The organism is Candidatus Aegiribacteria sp. (assembly GCA_021108005.1).
Lineage (GTDB): Bacteria > Fermentibacterota > Fermentibacteria > Fermentibacterales > JCC-6 > Aegiribacteria.
This window is the reverse complement of the sequence record JAIORS010000017.1, coordinates 1-19,472: the sequence shown is the minus strand read 5'-3', so window position 1 is coordinate 19,472 and position 19,472 is coordinate 1. Positions and strand designations below refer to the sequence as shown.

The 19,472-nt window shown below is 49.0% G+C and carries 19 protein-coding genes; 18 read left to right on the top strand and 1 reads right to left on the bottom strand.

Annotation, left to right across the window (positions count from 1 at the left end):
* From K8S15_01270 to K8S15_01240, 7 genes are all read left to right on the top strand, one after another.
* Positions 1-1,341 (top strand): T9SS type A sorting domain-containing protein (locus K8S15_01270; GenBank protein ID MCD4774664.1); only part of this gene is annotated, 1,341 nt, incomplete at its 5' end.
* Positions 1,342-1,570: 229 nt separating this feature from the next.
* Positions 1,571-2,188 carry a hypothetical protein gene (locus K8S15_01265; protein MCD4774663.1) on the top strand — a complete coding sequence of 206 codons (618 nt, stop codon included), beginning with the start codon at positions 1,571-1,573 and terminating at the stop codon, positions 2,186-2,188.
* Positions 2,181-2,951, top strand: coding sequence for a nucleotidyl transferase AbiEii/AbiGii toxin family protein (locus K8S15_01260; GenBank protein MCD4774662.1), 771 nt, complete (start codon positions 2,181-2,183; stop codon positions 2,949-2,951). The genes K8S15_01265 and K8S15_01260 overlap by 8 nt, the downstream gene beginning before the upstream one ends.
* A gap of 85 nt (positions 2,952-3,036) precedes the next feature.
* Complete coding sequence (locus K8S15_01255; GenBank protein ID MCD4774661.1) at positions 3,037-3,207, top strand: hypothetical protein; 171 nt, start codon at positions 3,037-3,039, stop codon at positions 3,205-3,207.
* Complete coding sequence (locus K8S15_01250) at positions 3,204-5,027, top strand: hypothetical protein (protein MCD4774660.1); 1,824 nt, start codon at positions 3,204-3,206, stop codon at positions 5,025-5,027. Before K8S15_01255 ends, K8S15_01250 begins: the two co-directional genes overlap by 4 nt.
* 12 nt (positions 5,028-5,039) lie before the next feature.
* Positions 5,040-5,660, top strand: coding sequence for a hypothetical protein (locus K8S15_01245; GenBank protein ID MCD4774659.1), 621 nt, complete (start codon positions 5,040-5,042; stop codon positions 5,658-5,660).
* Positions 5,630-6,349, top strand: a complete 720-nt coding sequence (locus tag K8S15_01240) for a methyltransferase (protein MCD4774658.1) — start codon at positions 5,630-5,632, stop codon at positions 6,347-6,349. Before K8S15_01245 ends, K8S15_01240 begins: the two co-directional genes overlap by 31 nt.
* Positions 6,350-6,663: 314 nt before the next feature.
* Here the strand turns inward: K8S15_01240 and K8S15_01235 are convergent, their stop codons facing one another.
* Positions 6,664-7,098: a hypothetical protein gene (locus K8S15_01235; GenBank protein MCD4774657.1), complete on the bottom strand. Its 435-nt coding sequence runs from the start codon at positions 7,096-7,098 to the stop codon at positions 6,664-6,666.
* Between the two features lie 247 nt (positions 7,099-7,345).
* On the opposite strand from K8S15_01235, the gene K8S15_01230 reads away from it, so the two are divergent.
* From K8S15_01230 to K8S15_01180, 11 genes are all read left to right on the top strand, one after another.
* Entirely contained in the window at positions 7,346-8,155 is an 810-nt protein-coding gene (locus K8S15_01230) for an NAD(P)-dependent oxidoreductase (GenBank protein MCD4774656.1), read from the top strand.
* Positions 8,148-8,720: an SIS domain-containing protein gene (locus tag K8S15_01225; protein ID MCD4774655.1), complete on the top strand. Its 573-nt coding sequence runs from the start codon at positions 8,148-8,150 to the stop codon at positions 8,718-8,720. Before K8S15_01230 ends, K8S15_01225 begins: the two co-directional genes overlap by 8 nt.
* Positions 8,717-9,778: a flippase-like domain-containing protein gene (locus K8S15_01220; protein ID MCD4774654.1), complete on the top strand. Its 1,062-nt coding sequence runs from the start codon at positions 8,717-8,719 to the stop codon at positions 9,776-9,778. The genes K8S15_01225 and K8S15_01220 overlap by 4 nt, the downstream gene beginning before the upstream one ends.
* A gap of 395 nt (positions 9,779-10,173) precedes the next feature.
* Positions 10,174-10,413 (top strand): zinc ribbon domain-containing protein, encoded by a 240-nt coding sequence (locus K8S15_01215; protein ID MCD4774653.1) that lies wholly within the window; start codon positions 10,174-10,176, stop codon positions 10,411-10,413.
* 184 nt (positions 10,414-10,597) lie between these two features.
* On the top strand, positions 10,598-11,806 hold the full coding sequence (locus K8S15_01210; protein ID MCD4774652.1) for an ABC transporter substrate-binding protein: 1,209 nt from the start codon (positions 10,598-10,600) through the stop codon (positions 11,804-11,806).
* A gap of 28 nt (positions 11,807-11,834) precedes the next feature.
* Positions 11,835-12,854: a hypothetical protein gene (locus K8S15_01205; GenBank protein MCD4774651.1), complete on the top strand. Its 1,020-nt coding sequence runs from the start codon at positions 11,835-11,837 to the stop codon at positions 12,852-12,854.
* 16 nt (positions 12,855-12,870) lie between these two features.
* The gene (locus K8S15_01200; GenBank protein ID MCD4774650.1) at positions 12,871-13,686 is read left to right on the top strand and encodes a hypothetical protein; all 816 of its coding nucleotides are present in this window, start codon (positions 12,871-12,873) and stop codon (positions 13,684-13,686) included.
* On the top strand, positions 13,676-16,108 hold the full coding sequence (locus tag K8S15_01195) for a helix-hairpin-helix domain-containing protein (GenBank protein ID MCD4774649.1): 2,433 nt from the start codon (positions 13,676-13,678) through the stop codon (positions 16,106-16,108). Before K8S15_01200 ends, K8S15_01195 begins: the two co-directional genes overlap by 11 nt.
* Positions 16,109-16,120: 12 nt before the next feature.
* Positions 16,121-17,356, top strand: a complete 1,236-nt coding sequence (locus K8S15_01190) for a hypothetical protein (protein ID MCD4774648.1) — start codon at positions 16,121-16,123, stop codon at positions 17,354-17,356.
* Between the two features lie 13 nt (positions 17,357-17,369).
* Positions 17,370-18,974, top strand: coding sequence for a bifunctional metallophosphatase/5'-nucleotidase (locus tag K8S15_01185; protein ID MCD4774647.1), 1,605 nt, complete (start codon positions 17,370-17,372; stop codon positions 18,972-18,974).
* A 27-nt stretch (positions 18,975-19,001) separates the two neighbouring features.
* Positions 19,002-19,436 (top strand): DUF2085 domain-containing protein, encoded by a 435-nt coding sequence (locus K8S15_01180; GenBank protein MCD4774646.1) that lies wholly within the window; start codon positions 19,002-19,004, stop codon positions 19,434-19,436.
* Positions 19,437-19,472: the final 36 nt, after the last annotated feature.

Sequence of the window (19,472 nt, the reverse complement as noted above, 5' to 3'; positions counted from 1 at the left end):
GACAGCTGGACAAGGTTTTACGTTGATGATCAGTATGGCAGCCCGAATTTTGTATGTTGTGCGGATATTGATAACAATGATACGCTTGAAGTAGTTGCTCCATCAACTGTAACCCCTCATCAGATCGCCTGGTGGGAGAGTTCCACGACACCACCCGATTCCATGTGGGAGAAGCATGTGGTTTCAAGCAGCAGCAAGGACGGGTGGGAGCTGTTCCCTGTTGACCTGGACCAGGACGGGGATATGGATATTCTCAGCGCATGCAGGCATTCATCTGCTGGTCTTCAGTTCTGGGAGAATATCGACGGTGTGGGTACTGACTGGGAGCTTACCCGGATTAATTACATCCTGGACGACGCAAGATCGGTACATGCAGCTGATATGGATGGTGATGGTGACCTGGATGTAGTGGCATGTGGCACATTTCACATCTATCTATCCTGGTTCGAGAACCTTGATGATACCTGTGGCACCTGGGAGGAACATCTTCTTGCGACCAATCTTGATCAGAACCGCGGTGTACATGCCTCCGATCTAACCGATGACGGATTTGTTGACATTCTTGTAGCGGTATGGGAAGACAATCAGCTCTTCCTTTACAGGAACATGGATGGAACCGGTCTTGAGTGGGCGGCATACCTTATTTACTCAGGCTGGTGGTTCGAGGATGTTGATGTTGCCGATTTCAACGGTGACGGTTTTACGGATATTCTCGCGGGTGCCACAGACGGTGTTGAAGTATCCTGGCACGAGATCTGCGGTTATTCATCAGGATGGCTTGAGTCCTCCATACTCAAATTAAGCGGTTACGCCCAATGGGACAGCATATCCTGGATCTCTGAAGAACCTGCCGGAACGGATATGTTCTTCCAGGCCAGGGGTTCCAACGACTGGGAGAACATGGGAGCCTGGTGCGATACCATATTCGAGCCGGGGATCCTTGCGGGTCACATTGACAGTACCTACAGGTACATTCAGTACCGGGTGGGTATGACTGGTGAAGGCCGTTTCGGAACACCGATTCTCGATGAAGTGCGTTTCTACTGGAGCAACCTTGGAATCGAAGGCGGTGAGACTACTACGGAGTTCGTGATCACCGCTGTTCCCAACCCTTCAGGTGGAGGGGTATCCATTGAAGTACCCTCTATTTATTCGGAAGATGTTGAGCTTCTTGTATACGATCTTTCGGGTAAACTCGTACGGGAGCTAACCGAAATAAATGGTAATACTTTTGTCTGGGACGGTCATGATTCCTCCGGGGGTGAAGCTCCCACCGGTACATATATCATTCGAGGGGTTGTTGAAGAGAGGTCAGCTTCGGTGAGGTTCGTGAAGCTGTGATAATGCATGGGGTCAGCCCTCTAAGCAACCTCGTTTTTAGGAACACAATTCCTTCCAGGGAATGCAGTCCGCACAGAATTCACATATAAGTGTGTGCCACGAGGGCTGCGCATAAAATGAGGGGAGGCCCCACGGGGTACTCGACTCAAGCGGCACTTTCATTTTCGGCACCTGGGTAGTTGTATTTCATTTCTATTTAACATATATATCTATGTGGAAAGGAAATGATATGAAGTTATCTACAGCCAGGAATCAGATGGCAGACCTGCCCGTGTTCTCTCTTCGGGATTTGCGGATACTTGAGCCGGATTTCAGGCAGCAGTACCTTTCGCTCTGGCATACTGGTGATAAGGTTATTCGAGTGGCCAGAGGTTTCTACTTCTTTTCAGGTGAGAAGATGACTGAGTCCAGACTGATGGCTGCAGCGAACCGGGTTTACTGCCCTTCGTACATCTCGCTTCAGAGTGCTCTTTCCATTTACGGTCTTATACCGGAGACAGTCACTGCTGTCACATCCGTCAGCACAAGGAAGACCAGAAGGATAGAAACACCTTTCGGCAGGTTGATATATAGAACCATCAAGCCTGCAGCGTACTCGGGGTACGATGTTGTCCTGTCGAACGAGTTTGGCTTCATCATAGCCAGTCCGGAGAAGGCCATAGTCGACCTTCTTTATCTGGAACCATCCATAAGAACAAAGGAAGATATCGAAGAAATCAGGATCGATGATCAGGTTGCGCTTGAGCTGCTCTCCAGAGAAAGATTGATGCGGTTCGCTGATCTATTCGGAAGCAGGACTCTGTTAAAAAGAGTATCGATTCTGGCGGGGAGAGTGGGACTTGCTTAATAGACAGCTGGTCTACGAATTTTTCAGTGATCTCCCATCACTCTTCAGAAGATCAATGCTGCGGGAATACCTGCAGTACAAGGCGCTGCAGTATGTGTACGAATCGGTCTTCGGCTCTGATCTGGTATTCATGGGAGGAACGGCAATACACATCTTCCACGGATGTAACAGATTCTCCGAGGATCTGGATTTCGACAACCGCGGTCTGACTGCCGGGGACTTCTCCGGGCTTGGCAAGTACGTGGTCCGAAGGTTCTCGCTGGAGGACGTGGAGTGCAGGGCCAATCTGCGCAGCAGCAGGGCGTTCTCCGTCAGACTCCGTTTCCCGGAGATACTTCAGAAGTGGGAACTTACCGGGCACCCGGATGAACTTATGATGATCAAGATAGACGCCTTCCCTCAGGAATATGAGTGCCAGCCTTCAATCAGGTTACTTAATAGACTGGACGTTATAGCGAAGATTCCCGTGACCCCGCCTGCAGTTCTTCTCTCACAGAAGCTGTATGCAATCCTGACGCGAAAGCGGCTCATGGGTAGAGACATTTACGATGCCTCATGGCTTCTTGGTCAGACGACTCCCGATTATTCCTACCTGGAGAAGCACAGCGGCATCAGATATAGAACCGAGCTAAGAGAGAGGCTTAACGACAGAATCCGATCGGTTCCGATAACGTCCCTGATGCGGGATATAGAGCCCTTCATTCCTGACCGGTCAGGGCTTCTGAGAGTGGAAACCTTTTCCGAGCAGATCGAAGAGATCTGAAACGGAATAAGATACGTTTAAAAACAAGATGAACGTACTTCTCCCATTGGTTCCTGATGAATTGTACGGTAGATTCAGAAGAATCGTGAAAGTATCATTCTCAATGAGGAGAAAAACCATTCAGAATAACCTCAAAGCGTTGCTGGGAAAAGAGGAAGCTCTGAAACTTCTTGAGATGGCCGGGGTAGACCCCGGGCTGAGGGCTGAACAGCTGCCTCCCGAAAAGTTCGTAAGGATGGCGGAGGTTATACAGTGAAAATATCCCTGTTGGTGATGTCACTCCTGTTTGCATGCCTGGAAGCGGTTTCAATCGGTTACGACATTTCACTTGACCAGATAAAGGATAAGAGTTCTCTTATGAATTCCCTGTCGCTCAGTCAGCAGCTGGAATCAAGAATAACCCTTAACGCGGACGCTACCTTTATCGCTGAGAAGAACAGGGATCTTAACAGGTTCATAGACGGAAGGAACGGAACTGCCAGCCTGGCGTTCACTCCTGCCCGCGGTATCGAACTGGGAGTAAACCTTTCAAGGTCCATCAGCTCGGAAGAGAAGAACGATGAACTTATAAGGGACAGGCTAAGTAACACCACTTCGGGGCAGATTCGTTATTCGCAGTTATCCTGGCTGTCCGTAAACGTAGGGCTCGGAGCCCACTTCATTGATTATATGGATCCTTCCGGTGACAGCACGATAACAGGTCACGACCAGGGTGGCGTGAGGAACGTTGATATATCCATAAACAGGGCAGTTTTCTCCGGGATGAACGGAAGCGTCTCCTTCGGGGAACACAGAACCCTTGGGTATCAGAAGAATAGCGGAAACGATAATCTTTCCATCAGAATGAGCTATGATTTTCCCATGATTTACCGGGGGGGAAGTCTTGATGCGCAGATCAGGGCATCAAAGCTATTCACAACGTACAATGATTCCAACAGAACACAGAGGCAGGATGACTGGTCCAGTAGTCTGTCCCTGGTTGTTCCCATCCCCTTTGACAGGATATCCATGGAGGTCTCAACCGGATGGGATTACTCAGACAGGTACTACGAATATGCAGAACCGGATTCCGGAAGCAGTGATGGAGATGTTCTGGATAGACAGCAGAGACAGAGGAATATTTCTTCCTCGGTAAGATATGAAATACTTGATAACCTGAACCTCAATATGAACCTGTCCAGAGACCTTCTCCGTATTGATCAGAAGAGAACCGCAACGGGAGTATCGACGCTGTTTAATACATACTACATAGATGATGACAGGTCGTTTACGGCCAGTCTTGATTACAATCCGGGAGAAAGCAGAATCTCGTTTTACAGGACCATTCAGCTGCTGAAGCGCGATACGTACGGAACATGGGAAGATGTCTGGGGTATCGAACACAAGGATAATTACGATTATGATCAGCTGAGAGAGGTTCTTTCCGTCAGCGCGCAGATACCTCTGAATAGCCGGGTCTTATTAAACGCGACCGTTCAGGGTCAGAGCAGGGAGACTGTTTACCTTATGTCAGAGCAGTCAGGAAACAGCAAGAGATCTTCCACTTACAGTATCGAACCTGGTATCAAATACGATGCCGGCAGCGACTGGACACTTCAGGAAACGGTTCAGGTCACTGCTGACTATACGACGCTCCTGTTTCCTGAATACTCTTCAACAGGATCCGATATTCTATTCAGAAGAATAACTGCACGGAGTTCTTTTCAGAGGGTTTCCCAGGATAGTACAACGCTGGGTCTTTCTCACAGTTTCCGATTCCAGGATCAGGGCAGCTACGAAAGCGCCGTTTTCCGAAGAGCCGAAGAAGTTATCGGCAACACAATCCAGGTCAATCTTGGTTTTCATGTGGGAGGCAGCGTCGGTCTTACTCCGAGCTACGCATGGGAATATCAGAAGAGGAACTACCTTTCTCAGTCACTTCCCTCCCTGGTTGAGCACATACATCACGTGGGCTTGAGAACAAGAATGCACCTGGATAACGGTACGCTTTTTCTTAATCTGACCCGTTCATTCTATTCACGTGATGATCGACAGAGTTACTGGAAGGCTTCAGTCGGCCTTAACTACCAGTTCTAGGCAGGGGTAATAATGACAAAGAAGCGCATTTTCGTACTTTTCGTTTCAGCTCTTTCAGTTGTTGTCTCGTGTTCTTTCTTCGATCCAAGGGATCCTGCTGCACCGGATCCGGATGAAGAAATTCCCTGGCAACAGCCCTACGCTCCCTCAACCGTCGTGATAAACCTCGAGAATGTTATGGAAGGCAGGTCCGTCTCCATGACCATGGCCTGTTGCGATTCATCCTACACGTTCATAGCCGATGGAGCCGATACGACGGAATTCGGCGGTTCCTGGGATTTCGGTAACTGGGATTACGAGGTTGAACAGAATACCATGATGAACGTTTACAATGCGGTTCAGGTAACAGGACTGCCCGATGACAGCCTTCTTTCCGTTATTATGAACACTGTGCCATCACTGCCTGACCCGGTCGCGCCAGTTGATTCCGCAGAGATCTGGAGGGATTACGAGATCGTCGCCGCCGGAAGCAACTACTGCGGATGGGGACATCCGGCAAAGGGGCGGGTCATGTTCCTTATGGTAGAAGATACGTACGGATTATGGTCGATGAAACGCTGGAATGATTACAGGCCGGACGACTATACGGGAGAGTTCTATACATGGGGAGTTGCGAAGGTAACCTACAGATAGATTCGGCGGCTGTGAAAAATATTGAGCAGGTAGTTCTGCCCGGGGGCATAGATGTTTATCAGGATCCCGGAGCGCCGGTAACAACCGACACCATTCTCCTTGCATCCTCTTTACATATCTCACCGGGCTCGGTTATCGTTGATCTCGGTTGCGGCAGCGGAGGAGCCGCCATATACTCCTCATCTCTTAATCCCGGATGCAGATGGATCGGCATCGATATCAGGTACTATCCCCTGAAACTCCTGCTGGCCTCGAAAGATCTTCAGAGAACTCCTGTGGACATTGCCGCGGTATGCTGCAGTCTTGAAACGGTACCCTTTGCTTTCGCGGAATGTATAGCGGATGCTGTCATTATGAATCCTCCCTACGGCAGGCTTGGTTCTGTCAGAAACAGCCCTGACAATAGAAGGGACAGGTCACGGGCCGGATCAGACCTGCTCCTGTATCAGTTTATAAGAGGAGCTGCTCACCTGCTGGTACGGGGCGGCGAATTCCTGATAATCAACAAAGCTTCCCTGCTTCCTGAAATTCTGCTTGGTTGCAGGGCTTTCGGTATAAATCCCGTTGAGGTTCAACCTGTGGGTTCCGCTGGGAAACCAGCTGAAAGAATAATCCTCAAAGGCAGGAAGGGCTCTCACGAGGAACTCAAGATCCTTCCTCAGGCCGAATGGGGTCGGGGTCGGACGTAACTTCTGGTCACTTGCAAAAGTCGTTTACAGCTAATAAACTGACAAATATCCTGTTTAAGCACAATTTGAAAAAGTAATTATGCTTTTCGAATGTGACTTCATCCGATTTTGTTGTTCCCTGTTCTGTAGGTACTGAGATCGCTTTTTCCGCGATTCCTTACAAACAACCCGGAGATGTATCCCGTAGTCTATATTTTAAAAGAGATCACAGAGATAACACCTCATAAGGAGATTACACGCTGACTGAGTTCCCTGGATGAATGTTATTACCCAGCTATTCTATAGATGACTGGTTCCTCACACAGGATTCTTTCTCAGAGATACCGTTTGCTCCTGAAAACGGCCGTAGCATAGGAAGCCGAATCGGAATATGCTCCCTCATGGAGGAGTATGCTCAGTGTCCACCTACCCGTGGTGTCCGGATACGCTGCAAGTGAAGCGTTGTCACCGTCGGCTATGCTATGAATTTCTCCACGGGAATCGGAGAGCCAGAATTCCATTATGTTGAAATAAGAATCGGACCAGACATAAAAACTGTACATGTACTCATCACTGAGTGTAAGCTGGAGAACCGTAGTATCGCCCAGGGCAATTGTTCCTGTTACCGGTTCACCAATCATTACATCGCCGATCTCCTGCAGGGCAGTGACGATATTCATCAGTTTTTCAAGCGCCCTGTCTTCGTCCGCCATAGAGGAAGAAAGAGGTACCAGCAGAAAGAGCAGGATAGATAGAGCAGCGGTTCTCAACCGAACCACATCATCCGAGTGATATATATTGAGCTTTTCATGTGTCCCTCCATTTACTTATGTACCCCAATTGTCATATAGTTCCAGGAACTTGAAAGGATTCCGTTCCTTTACGTAATCTACAAATCTTCTTCTCCAGGTGAAAGAGAGTCTCTGCATTCATTGAATACTCAGAGCCTGTGGAGTTTTACCTGAAACATCACTATTCGTAATTGTTACGAAAAGTATAATAGAAATAAGAGAGATCATGAAAGTTGAGTTCCTTATTACCGGTGCCTCGGGTCAACTGGGGAGAGCATTGATCGATCTTCTGGGGAAGGATGCTGTAGGAACTGATCTGCCGGAGGTGGATATTACCGATACTGATTCCGTCAGGACGGCTGTCGACAGAATTGATCCGAAGTGGATTATCAATTGCGCTGCTGTGGCGGATGTGGACCTGTGCCAGAGGGTACCTGAACTGGCTATGAAAGTACACAAGGATGGCGTGGCAAATCTAGTGAGAACAGGCAGAAGACTGGTAACAATCTCCACCGATCATGTATTCACAGGTTTCAAAGGGCAGACAAAACCTTTTCTTGAAGATGATGAAACCTCTCCTGCCAATGTATACGGTGAGAGTAAACTGCTGGGGGAAGCTGAGGCACTTGATGCGGATCCTGGAAATATTGTTGTCAGAACATCCTGGATGTACTCCTCAACAGGAGGGATGATCCCATTTCTCTGGAGATCTCTTTCAGAATCGGGCGAAGTCCTGGCTGTAGGAAATCAGGTAGCCTGTCTTACATATGCGCCGGATCTTGCAAGAGCAATCGTTGATATTGTCACTCATGATGGAAGCGGAGTGTATCACCTTATCAACAGGCCTGGAGTGACGCCGGCAGAAGCTGCCAAAAGACTGACTGAATTTGCAGGCGGTATCGTAGGTGAGATCTCATGGTCCGACCTTTATCTTGATGCCCCGAGACCTGTCTATTCTGAACTGACTACATCCAGGGGGGTACAACTGCCCACCGTATGGGATGCGATAGAAAGTTGGAGGATAAGTAATGTCTGATATAGATGAATACATTGAATCAGCGGGATGTGTTCTAAATTCGGTAGACGGTTCAGTAGTTGAAGAAGCGGCCGGTCTATGTATAGAATGTGTTCGAAACGGCGGAACCGTTTTTTTCTGCGGAAACGGTGGCAGTGCTGCTGATTCGCAACATTTAGCAGGTGAACTCGTAGGAAGGTTTCGTATGGAGAGAAAAGCCATACCAGCTGTTGCCCTCACCGCTAATTCAGCGATAATAACCGCGATAGCCAACGATTACGATTTTACTGAGATATTTTCCAGACAGATCGAAGCCCTGGGTAAACCGGGAGATGTCTTGATAGCTATAACCACAAGCGGTACTTCGGAGAACGTGCTGAAAGCCGTGAAGGCAGCGCGAAGAAGATCTATGCAAACCATCGGTTTTACTGGTGCGGGAGGGGGAGCACTGGTAGACATGACCGATGCTTGTGTCAAAATCACATCCGAGGAAACCAGCCACATTCAGGAAGCTCTTCTTGTAGCGGGCCATGCCATCTGCTACGCTGTCGAGAAAGCACTGGCCGATTTTGAGCAGCTGATTTGAAAAAGGGCGGTATATGGAAACATGTTGTTCCAGGTATTATCATTGCTGGAATTGCATTATATCTCACCTACAGGAAGACAGATACTACATATTTGTTATTGGTTCTGAAAGAGATGCAATGGGAAGTTCTTCTGCTTGTGCTTGTACCTCTTTCTTTGAGCTATGTTTTTAGAATATTCAGATGGCGGTTTCTTCTTTCACCCATCAGCGATGTATCAACAAAGGATGCTGCAGGTCCTCTGATCATAGGATTTTTTGTGAATTCAATTCTTCCCGGGAGAGTTGGAGAGATACTTAGAGCTCTGCTTCTTTCGAGAAGAACATCCGTGCCCAGAGCAAGTTCCTTCGCGACCGTGGTTCTTGCCAGAATTTTCGATGGACTTACACTTGCAGCCATGACCCTTATCGTACTTACAGTATTCTGGAGTGAGCTTGACAGCACAACAAGGCTGGGACTGATTGCAGCCGGACTGCTATATCTGATAATTCTTATGACACTAATATTCCTTCGAAAATGGAAAGAGGGGACAGCCAGGATTATATCCGCCCCTCTCCGATGGGTCAGGCTTAAATCACTATCGGTGAAATTTGAAAAACTTCTAATCTCCTTCTCCCATGGTCTTGAAATACTCCGGGATTGGAGAGATACCCTGCGCGTAAGCCTGTATTCCCTGTGTGTCTGGTGCTCACTGATCTTATCGGTGATTCCCGTATTCTGGGCTATGCATCTGCAGATCCTGTGGTACTATCCATTACTTGTTCTGGTGCTTGCAGGGCTTGGTATGATGATTCCCACCCCCGCTGGAGCGGGTACTGTGCATGGCGCCCTGGTACTTGTTCTTCCAGGGCTCATCGGGATAACTGCTGAAAATGCGCGTATACTGGCACTGATGTTCCATACCACCCAGTTTGTGCCGATAATACTGATTGGCCTGATAGTTGCGCTAAAGGAAGGTGTGACAACTTCCCAGGTCAGCAGGATTGCTGGCAGCGAGGAATCGGAAATAAACAATGAAGGCTCCAATCCTGAGGATACAGTAATTGATATGCCGGATTGACGCAGAAACACATTAAAAACCTTCCTATGAAATTGTATGTTGCTTACAATAATGCAATAACGAATGTATGATGATTGGAAGGTTTTTTGCCTGTATTAGGCTATGAGGTGTTTAATGAGTGTGTTAACAGAATTTTTGTTTCGCAGACAAAAAGCCGAAAATTATCCCGGGAAGGGATTGTTCTATAAGCCCGAACCTCTGCGGAGAGCGATTGTCAATCGTGAGTTGTGCAGGGGATGTGGAGACTGCGAATCTATCTGTTATTACCGAAGGGTAAGGGTTGATAAGAAAGGAAGAGCTCATATCAGACGGGGCTGCTCCGGTTGTGCGATGTGCAGAGACATATGTCCTTCCGGTGCGATTATTATGATAGAGAATGACTGAAAGGGTTAAACATGCCTACTTACGAATACAAATGCAGCAATTGCGGACACAGGTTCGAAGAATTCCATAATATGAATGATACCGCCGAAAGAAAGTGTCCGGAATGTGGAAACAGGGTTGAGAGGATGATAGGAACAGGTTCCGGAATCATCTTCAAGGGTGCTGGATTTCACGCAAATGACTATGCGAAACCGAAGAGTGGAGACAAATCCGGCAGTTGTCCCTCCGGCTCATGCTGCAGTAAAGACTGATACGAGTAATCGTATCTGGTAAGAGTATACTTCTGATAGTATACTACTCCGTGTTTTCTGATCTGATTCAAGGAGGTATGATCTGCTCAGAAGTTTTCTTCCCATTCTCCTGATTCTACTACTGGCCTGCCAGAACAGTCCGCGTAGCAGCAGCGGAGAAGTTCAGGTTATTTTCTGGCACGCGATGGGCGGTCCACTGGGGGAGTACCTTGAGGATACTCTCATTACCGAATTCAATTCAACACATCCTGGAATAGAAGTCATTCCTGTCAGTATGGGTAATTACAGGGCACTCTGCCAGAAAATTCTAGCCAGTGTAATGGCCGGTGATACCCCCGTAGTAGCCCAGGCCTACGAAACCTGGACTTCACAGCTGATAAGAGGCGATGCTCTTGTTCCACTCGATTCGCTCATGGAACTTGATTCAGCGGAGATTGCAGAACGATGGAACAACGATTTCTTCCCTGTATTCCAGCGTAACAACACATACGATGGCCGGATCTACAGCTTCCCCTTCAATAAGAGCGTGCAGGCTCTTTATTACAACGTTGAATTGATGGACAGTCTTGAGCTGCAGCCTCCCGAAACCTGGGAGGATTACCGAAGTGTACTGATCGCTCTTACGGTTGACGGGAATAACGATGGTGATCTTCTGGATGATTGCGATCGATGGGGAACCGCGTTCAACCCCAGTGTCGGCATGTTCGAGAACCTGCTTCTCCAGAGAGGAGGATCTCTTCTCAACAGTGACAGCACCAGAACAGCCTTCTCTTCTCAGGAAGGAGTAGATGCTCTGCAACTGCTGATAGATATAATACATACAGACAGATCTGCCAGAATATCCTCGGGTTACACACACCAGAATGATTTCGCGGACGGCACCGTCGGTATCGTACAGGGATCTACAGTATCCCTGGCTTTCATGGGAAAAAATATGGAAAGAATGGAGGAGAGCGGAGAGGATGTTTTTACTCTGGGAATAGCTCCTCTTCCTTCTGACAGGGAACAGGCCGTGATTATAGCGGGAACCAATGTGATCCTGTTCAAATCCGACTCCGTTCAGGTGGAAGCCGGCTGGGAGTTCATTAAATGGTTCACTGAGCCACGGCAGCAGGCGAGATGGAGTGCTGCCACAGGATATATTCCAGCCACAAGAACATCCATGGCTTATCCTGAAATGCAGGAGCGTTTTCAGGAATGCACCGGCCTGAAGGATGCAATGCTCCAGGTAGAGTACGCTCAATTCGAGCCACAGAGAACATTCTGGTACGATGGCAGGCTGTTTCTTTCCGAGGCGGTAGAAATCGCTTTGTACGGAAGAATGAGTGCAGAAGAAGCTCTGGAGAGGGCTGCAAATCTTGCAGATGCAGAGCTTGGATCCGAACTTGAATGAAAAGTACACATATATGAAAGGGGAGACCATGAGAAGAAGTTTCCCGGTTCTGATATTAATCCTGATCACTGGATTAGCTGTAGCCCAGACCGTAACTATCAAGGAAGCAAGAGAGGACCTCAACGGAGACGGAATTCCCGATCATCTGGGAGAGATAATGACCATTGAGGGAATCGCAACCTGCGAGGGCACTCTTTTCTCAGAGACAGGTTTAAGTTTTTACGTTCAGGACGAAACTGCGGGAATTAATATTTACGCTTACGATTCGGCCAGTCCCGGTACCATCACAGCAGGAGAACGATGGAGAATAACCGGAGAGATCAAGCAGTACAACGGACTTGTAGAGCTATCTCCTTCGGATCCATCGGATTTCGTTTACATCGATAACCCGGGGGTTCCCCAGCCACTTCAGCTTGGTTTAAATCAGGGTATCAGTGAGGGGATTGAGGGCCTTCTGCTTGCGCTTGGAAACAGTGCTCAGGAGCAGTGGGTAACCGTTGCCAACAGTCCTGAATCTGCAGGTGGAGGATACAATTTTGAGGTTTGGAATGGACAGATCGCCATTGCCGTTCGTGTAAACGAATCAACCGGCATAACTATTTCGAGCATTTCGGCTGGAACGCGCCTGTTCCTGAAGGGCATTGGAGGCCAGTACGATTCCGAACCGCCATACGACAGCGGTTATCAGCTGCTTCCCAGGTATCAGTCAGATATACAGGTTTATGAGCCAACGATCTCGGATGGTTTTCATCTTGCAGTACTTACCGATAACCCGTTTGCTCCTTCTCTTGGTGAGACCCTGAACATTGAGTACGGGGGTCCGTCCGATATGAGATTTACCGTTACTGTTTTCGACAGATCGGGCAGGGATGTCAGGTGTCTTGCCGATTCCCGTCACGCAGGTGACGTTGTGCAGTGGAACGGGAAGGACGATTCAAGTGTAACTCTTCCTATAGGACCCTATTTAGTTCTTCTAGAGGGTGTTGATTCCGAAGGTAAGCGTTTTACAACAACTGAGACCGTTGTCATAGCGGCTCCCCTGAATTGAGGTGGCAATGATGCGAATGAAATCATCAGTACTATTCTTTGCCCTTCTGATTCTGGCAGGGCAGTCAATAGCGGCATTTGAAGAACTTGAGATAGGACTGACCTCTCAGGCTATGGGTGGAACCGGTGTTGTTTTATTCGGAGCCGATATGGCCCTTTTCAACCCCGCTGCAATAGCGGGAATAACTAACGGAACGGTAACTGTCTCCGGCAGGCTTCCGTTCACAAATATGGATTTTGGAACCTATGGAATTGACGGCGCTTTTCAACTCAGCGGGAAATGGAACGCGGGTGTAAATCTCCGTTACTTCGGGGGAGATCTTTACAACGAGCAGATGGCTGCAGTTACCCTGGCTGGAATGCTCACGGATGACATGTCATTCGGGTTGCAGCCCGTGATATGCAGAGCATCAATTGCTGATGGAGTTTCGGAATACGGCAGCGCCACCACAATAGCGGTGAATATGGGGTTTCAGGTAAGGATGTACAGGCGCTGGCTCATTGCCGCTTCGATAAGGAATCCATTCCAGGCAAGGCTTGGTGAGAGCGGCGAATACCTTAAAAGAAGAATTGACGCAGGCCTGCGTTACGAACCAGCCACGGGAATGATTTCCGCTCTGACCTTCTCCCGTGATTTCAATGGTTTGAGAATTCATGTTGGCCAGTCTCTTCCACTCGGACCTGTTACTATCCTTGCTGGAGTTCAGAACAACCCGGTCTCAATTTCTGGAGGTTTGGATACTTACGTCAGTGGTATCGCCCTCAAGTACGCTGTCATTACTCATCCAAAGCTCGATCTTACGCACCAGTTCGGGGTGACTTATGATTTCTAGCCTGATACTTGCTGCCTGCGTGAGTCTTGTTGTTCCTGGCGGGTTCGATCTGAACACGGCAACGCTGCAGGAACTCCAGGAGCTTGAGGGGCTCGATTCACAGCAGGTATCCGAACTCTATACATACATCTACGAAACAGGCGGACTGATAAGTATCTACAATGTCATGGAAATACATGGATTCGGCGCAGAAGAACTTGAGTACCTCAAGGCTACCTGCGTGGTGGTTCCCCCTTCTGAGGGGAGGGTTCCCCCGAATGTAATCAGCATCATGGAAAGGCTTGCGGCTGAAGATGGACCAGGTGACGCCGCAGTGGACATGTGGGAGAACTACCTTCTTCGCCCCATTCCAATAAATACCGCTACATCATGGCAGCTTCGCAGCCTTGACAGGGTCAGCCTTATTGATGCTGCAGCGGTTGAGAACAGGCTGAAAATCCTTGGTCCGGTTTCAGGCGTATACTCATTGCGAAACGTCGACAACCTTACTTACTACGGGTACAGAAACATGAGAGATTACGTATCCGTCCGCGAACTTGATCTGAGTTCCATGGAGTTTTTCGGAAGCTACAGGATGGTCATCAATGGTGGTGACGGCAGGGATGACGATGAAGAGGGACTGAGCATGATGCTCAGTGACCTTCACTCAGCAAGATACGATATCGAAGATGGCGGAAGAGGGTATTCAGACGCAGACAGTATCGCCTGGCTCGAAAGGCTGAACAGCGAGAGCAGCGAACTGCAGCAGGCGGTTAACGTTACCGGCTGGGAACACCGCATACGCGTGGGGCTGGGTGACAGGTTCAGAGGTGGCGCCAGGCTCTCCCGCGGGAGAAATTCCGCATCCGGATTCGGGCTGTTGTCGGATCTTGAGCTGGGAGATTTGAACAATAGATTTGACGTAGCCAAGGGCTTTGCTTCTATGGAGAATATCGGAGTTGTAAATCAGGTTGTACTGGGCAATTACAACATATCTCTCGGCCAGGGACTCATGATAGATAACTCCGACGAACTTATGTACAGGTCAACTTACCGAACATGGGGACTGTACCCCGATCTTACTTCCACACGTCAGTTTGCACTTATTGGAGGGGCTGTCGAAGTGCAGACTGGTCCTTTCCTCGGTTACGGTTTCTTTTCGAGCTCGGGCAGGGACGCTCTGAGAAGCATCGACGGAACTCCCAATGTACTTGTCATGTCCGCTGCGAGAACGTCCATATATGCGGATGTCGTTAGGGAAACCACCTACGGAGGATATGGCTTTTACGATTTCGGAGGGTTTCTCCCCTGGGGCACCGCACTGGGTCTGGGAGGCATGAATATCACCTACAGCGATTCCATTGTACCCGATCCCGCGGGAATGGAAATTCCCGGAGACGCCCAGAACTGGGACTGTCCCGAGTACGATATTCTGACAGCGGGGAAGTCTTCCTCATTCATCGGTATCTCCGCCCAGACGATTATTGATAATATGAGCCTGGAAGGGGAATACGTCCGCCAGGACAACGAAACCTCAGCCATGCTCGCAAGGGGCAGATGGCAGAACGATTACTTTTATCTTCTCGGTATCTGGAGACACTACGACCTGGGATACAGCAACCCATACAATCGCGGTTTCACAGAACAGCTGAGGTTCGATGATACCGTTTTCGAAAAGCCTTACTATCTGAACGACCCCCTTTCATCGCAGCTCGCGGAGTGGCCAACTCCAAAACCTGAAGAGGGTCTTTACATCGAAAGCCGTTTCCAGATAAGCAGGAGTATTACTTTCACAAAGGTTTATCTTGATCTCTGGCGCTCCATACCATGGAATTTTGATAACTACAGGTTCCAGGGTGAGCTTGAATACAGACCGGACTTTCCGATAAGATTCAGGCTTAAATGCAAATATCAGGAAAAAACCAAAATGCATGATGTTATCCCAACAACATCACGTACTACTGAATACACCTTCAGGACCTTCTTCCTGCCTACAAATCACGATTACTTCGATGTGCAACTGCGGGTCGGGATGGTTGAGCTTACGCCTAATCCCCGGTACGGTGATGACAGATTGATGTCAGGTGGCTATATCGCTGCCAGATGGGAGCACAATTTCAGCGAGAACCTGTCTGTGCTGGGGGGATCAACCCTCTGGTCCACCGACGGAATGAGCCAGTGGGAATTCGAGGACACTGGCATTGATTTCCTTGACGGTGACGGAACAAAATTCTACGTAACCATGAAAAACAATCTGTCAGACAACCTTCAGCTTCGACTTAGAGTACTGAGAAAAGACACATTTTATCCCCGAACTGATCTGTACAGGCCCGATCCCGATGACAGCTTCTACTACGAGGGTGACCCGAACAGCCCGGTGAGGGATTTCAGCGATCATGTAACAGAATATGGCATCAGATGTCAGCTTGATTTCCGCTGGTAGGGTGGAGGAAGAATGAGCATTATTGCAGCAGGAATAGTATCGCTACTAATGACAGTTTCGGCCGGGCTTCCCGAAGTAATGTGGCTCGGTGACCCGGTGGGTTCCTCTTCAGCCGTATCACTCGGTATGGGTGATTGCGGTTTCATGGAGGTCTCCGCCCTTGGAATACTTGAGAATCCAGCTCTTCTGGGGATTGCGGACCATGGGCTTCAGGTCGAATTTTCAGCGGGGATGGACTTCTCTGTAGAGAAACGCACAAGACTGGTCTACGATCAGTTCGAAAGTTCCATAGGCGAATCAGAAATAGCTTTCAACAAGGGTATAAGCTTCTTCCCCGGCGGCGCGGCTGTTGCTGTACGGGGTATTGATGGTTTTCCGGAATCTCTTGCATTTGCCGCAGGCTGGAGAGTTCCCTCGGTGTACGGGTACAGTTACGAGCGTACGGTCAGAGATGCGGCCTATGTGAAAATAGGACAGGAAAAACTGGATATATCGGGTTTGAATAACGAATTCGACCTGGCTGTATCATTCATCCCTTCGGAGGTTTTTTCCTTCGGACTGGCCGGAGGCTACGTTACCGGTTCGAGGGATGTCACATGGGAAGTATCACATGTCGATCCAACGCTTGACAGTACCCGAGCCCACCGCAGGGAATCGGTAAGCGGTATTGTAACAAGGGGTTCGATACTTTTTGTTCCTGACAGAAGGGTCTTTGTCAGCGCGGCCCTCGAGTATCCCATGTCTCTTTCCGTTTCTCCGGAAACAGACGGTGACGCAATAACATGGAATGTACTTTCAGAATCGGATTACGACCTTGATATGCCGATGACTCTCAGACTTGGTTCGATCTACATTCCGGGAAACAGACTGAGATCGAGGTTTATCGGGAATTTCTACTGGAGTTCAGACGGTTCCCTTGAGTTCGAAAGTGAAAACCTTGGTTTGAAGAACTCCTGGGGAGTAAATGCGGGAGTTGAGAATACACTGCCTGGAGGACCGGTTGCAAGGTTCGGCTTCGGCTACGATCGTTCACCCGTTTCAAGCGCCCTTGACAGGATGAGTTTTACGGCGGGAATGGGCTTTAACATTGGTGAATGGAACCTTGACCTGGGAGCCAGTTTTTCTCCTGACAGATGGAAACAGACCGAAATATCAGGACTGCCCTCCTTCGTTTCGGGAGACAGCCTGACGGTTGAGGAAACCGACACCAGGGTGATGTTCTCCATCAGCCGTGTATTTGACCTGTAGGCGGGAGGATAAAGTGAAAATACTGCTACCGATACTATTGCTTGTCCTTGTATTTACCTCAGGCGCGGATACTGTATATCTGAATATCCTGCATACGAACGATATACACGGAGGAATAGTGCCAAGGGAGGCTACTTTCATGAATCCCGACTTTCCCCCCATGATCGGAGGAGGCGCATACATAAGCGCTTACGTTGATGAAGTAAGGGAGGAGTGCAGGGAAAATGGCGAATACTGCCTTCTGATAGATGCGGGAGATATCTACCAGGGAACACCTACCGGGAATTATGGGACCGGAGAATTCATAATTGAATGGATGAACGCTACGAGTTACGACATGATAACCCTCGGCAACCATGATTTTGACGATGGAGTCCAGAATGCCATCGAACTTAGTGAGCAGGCTGATTTCCCGGTTATCTGCGCGAATTTCGTTGACTCGGCCACCGGGGAAATTCCCTATCCGGTCATTCCCTACGAGATCATTGATTACGAAGGCGTCAAAGTGGCTTTCATAGGACTGGTCACAACCGATACTTACGGGCTTGTCACTCCTGAGCTTCTCGGCAGCTATATCTTCCTGAACGAAGTGGAATGCACACAAAGATACATAGTGGAGGTTGAGGAACAGGGAGCCGACATCATTGTACTGGTCTCCCATCTCGGGCAGCCGGGGGACCCGGACAAATACCTTGAAAGGGTTTACGAAGCATGGAACGCAGGTGAGGAGTATACGAAAGATTTCTGCATGAATCACGCGGAACTTACGTGCCTTGTTCCGGGGATAGATCTGATAGTATCCGGCCATACTCACCTGGGATTTGCAGAACCCTGGGTGAACCCGATAAACCATACCCTTGTGGTTCAGGGATACGCCAACGGGACGGGAATAGGCCGCATTCGTCTGAAGATAGATACCGACACGAAAACTCTTGTCGGTTACGATCTTCCCGAGGGAGAGGAATATGTAAGTCTTCTTCACGATGAATTCTGGCCTGATCCTGCGATAGCCGAGATGATAGAGGGTTTCAGATCCGTTGCTGAAGCTGGAATGGACCAGGTGATAGGTGAGGCAACCGAACAGATATCAAGAGGAAATGCTGAGCATCCTCTTGGCAGACTTATTGCCGATGCGATGCTCTGGAGCACAGATGCCGATGTCGCCCTCATGAACCGCGGCGGCATAAGGGCTGCGATTCCCAGAGGTTCCATAACTCCAAGAGTTGTTTACCAGGCGATACCCTTTGAAGAGGATCTGTTTGTCATGGAGGTTACCGGGGCCGAACTGAAGGCCATACTTGAAACAGGTATGCAGGGGCGCCGCCGCGATATGGAAATAGGCGGTCTTACCGCGGAGCGCAATCAGGCGATGCCCGATGGTGAAAAAATCGAGAATTTGCTGATAAACGGAGAACCGCTTGACCTTGAAAGAACCTACAGATTCGTAACGAGCGGATATCTCGCCCAGGGCAATGTAGGCTACGATATAATGCTTGAACATGATGCGGTTCCCGCAAATGTTAGTCTCATGGAAGCGGTTACAGGATACATTGCGGAGCTGGGGGAGATAGAAGCGGATAACCGGACAAGGATAATCTGGATAGAAGAACCCAGATAGAACTCCGCTGAGCAGGTCAGGTATGGTATGAACAACAGCTGGAAAAAGGGCAGGCTTATACTTGCTATTCTCTTGGGAGTTCCTGCAGGCCTGATGTTTCTGTTTTCAATTGCCCGGCCTGTCATGGGCGACAGCGGGGATTTCATTGATCCGGTTCTATCTGCAACCTGCCATAGACTGACTTCAAGTTGTTTGACACTGCCCTGGGGAATATCCGGCCTGTGCGCAAGGTGTACGGCATTCTGGCTGGGTCTTGCTGCCGGGGTTGCTCTGATGTATTCACATATACGTAAAATTCCGTTCTGGACTGGCTTTCCTCTACTGCTGCCTCTTATTGCTGATGGTCTGCTGCAATTCCATTCATCTTACGAGAGCTGCAACTTCGTAAGACTGGTTACCGGGCTTGCAGCAGGTTCCGGCATCTCCGTTATAATTCTGGGCAGAGTGCCCAGGATAAACTGATATTTGTGGACTTGCGCCTTGTTTTATTATATTACG